The sequence below is a fragment of the Crystallibacter degradans genome, from assembly GCF_012952295.1.
Taxonomy (GTDB): Bacteria; Actinomycetota; Actinomycetes; order Actinomycetales; family Micrococcaceae; genus Crystallibacter; species Crystallibacter degradans.
Genome location: NZ_JABBCH010000083.1, coordinates 1 through 508 on the forward strand (window position 1 = coordinate 1; position 508 = coordinate 508).

At 64.6% G+C, this 508-nt stretch carries 2 protein-coding genes; both read left to right on the forward strand.

Annotated elements, in window-relative coordinates; all coding sequences use genetic code 11:
• The first annotated feature begins 127 nt into the window (after nt 1-127).
• A complete protein-coding gene (locus tag HGO92_RS23210) occupies nt 128-310 on the forward strand; it encodes a hypothetical protein (RefSeq protein WP_169999118.1) in 183 nt (60 codons plus the stop codon).
• A partial coding sequence (locus HGO92_RS23215) for a hypothetical protein (protein ID WP_169999120.1) occupies nt 307-508 on the forward strand: 202 nt, incomplete at its 3' end. The genes HGO92_RS23210 and HGO92_RS23215, both read left to right, overlap by 4 nt.

A 508-nucleotide genomic window follows, 5' to 3' on the forward strand; every position in this document is an offset into this window, starting at 1 on the left:
GAAGTGGCCGGTGGCGTCCACGATGAACGCCCGAAGCTGGTGAAGCCGCTCCGTTCGGAGGACCGGCGAACACCCGTCGTCAAACACCTGGGCCCGGCTAACCCGCGTCGGGTTCAACTGGTTCGAAGTGTTCCTCGCCCTGGAAGGGCTCCGCGTCGAGGGGGCGGACCTTGCGCAGACTTCGGATCAGAGCGACGGCTTCTTGTCCCTGATTTACTCGTTCACCGCGCGCTTGTACGGGTTGCGCGGCTCAAGACGCCGGATCAAGAAGCCCATCGCTGCCCTTGAAGACGAAGCCGCCGGCACATGACCCAAGCGACCGAGCTGCCCAGGGAAGCCATGAAGATGCGGGCTTATCCGCTCCAAGAGTTTGCCAACGCCGGAAAACTCTCGCGCGTCCACGCGCTGCTGGGACCGTGGCGGTCCGCTCTCGCAGGCATGCAGTCCCAGCTGCACCGGCAGCTCCTCGACGGGAAGCCGCTGATGAAGCGGATGCCGACAAAAGCCA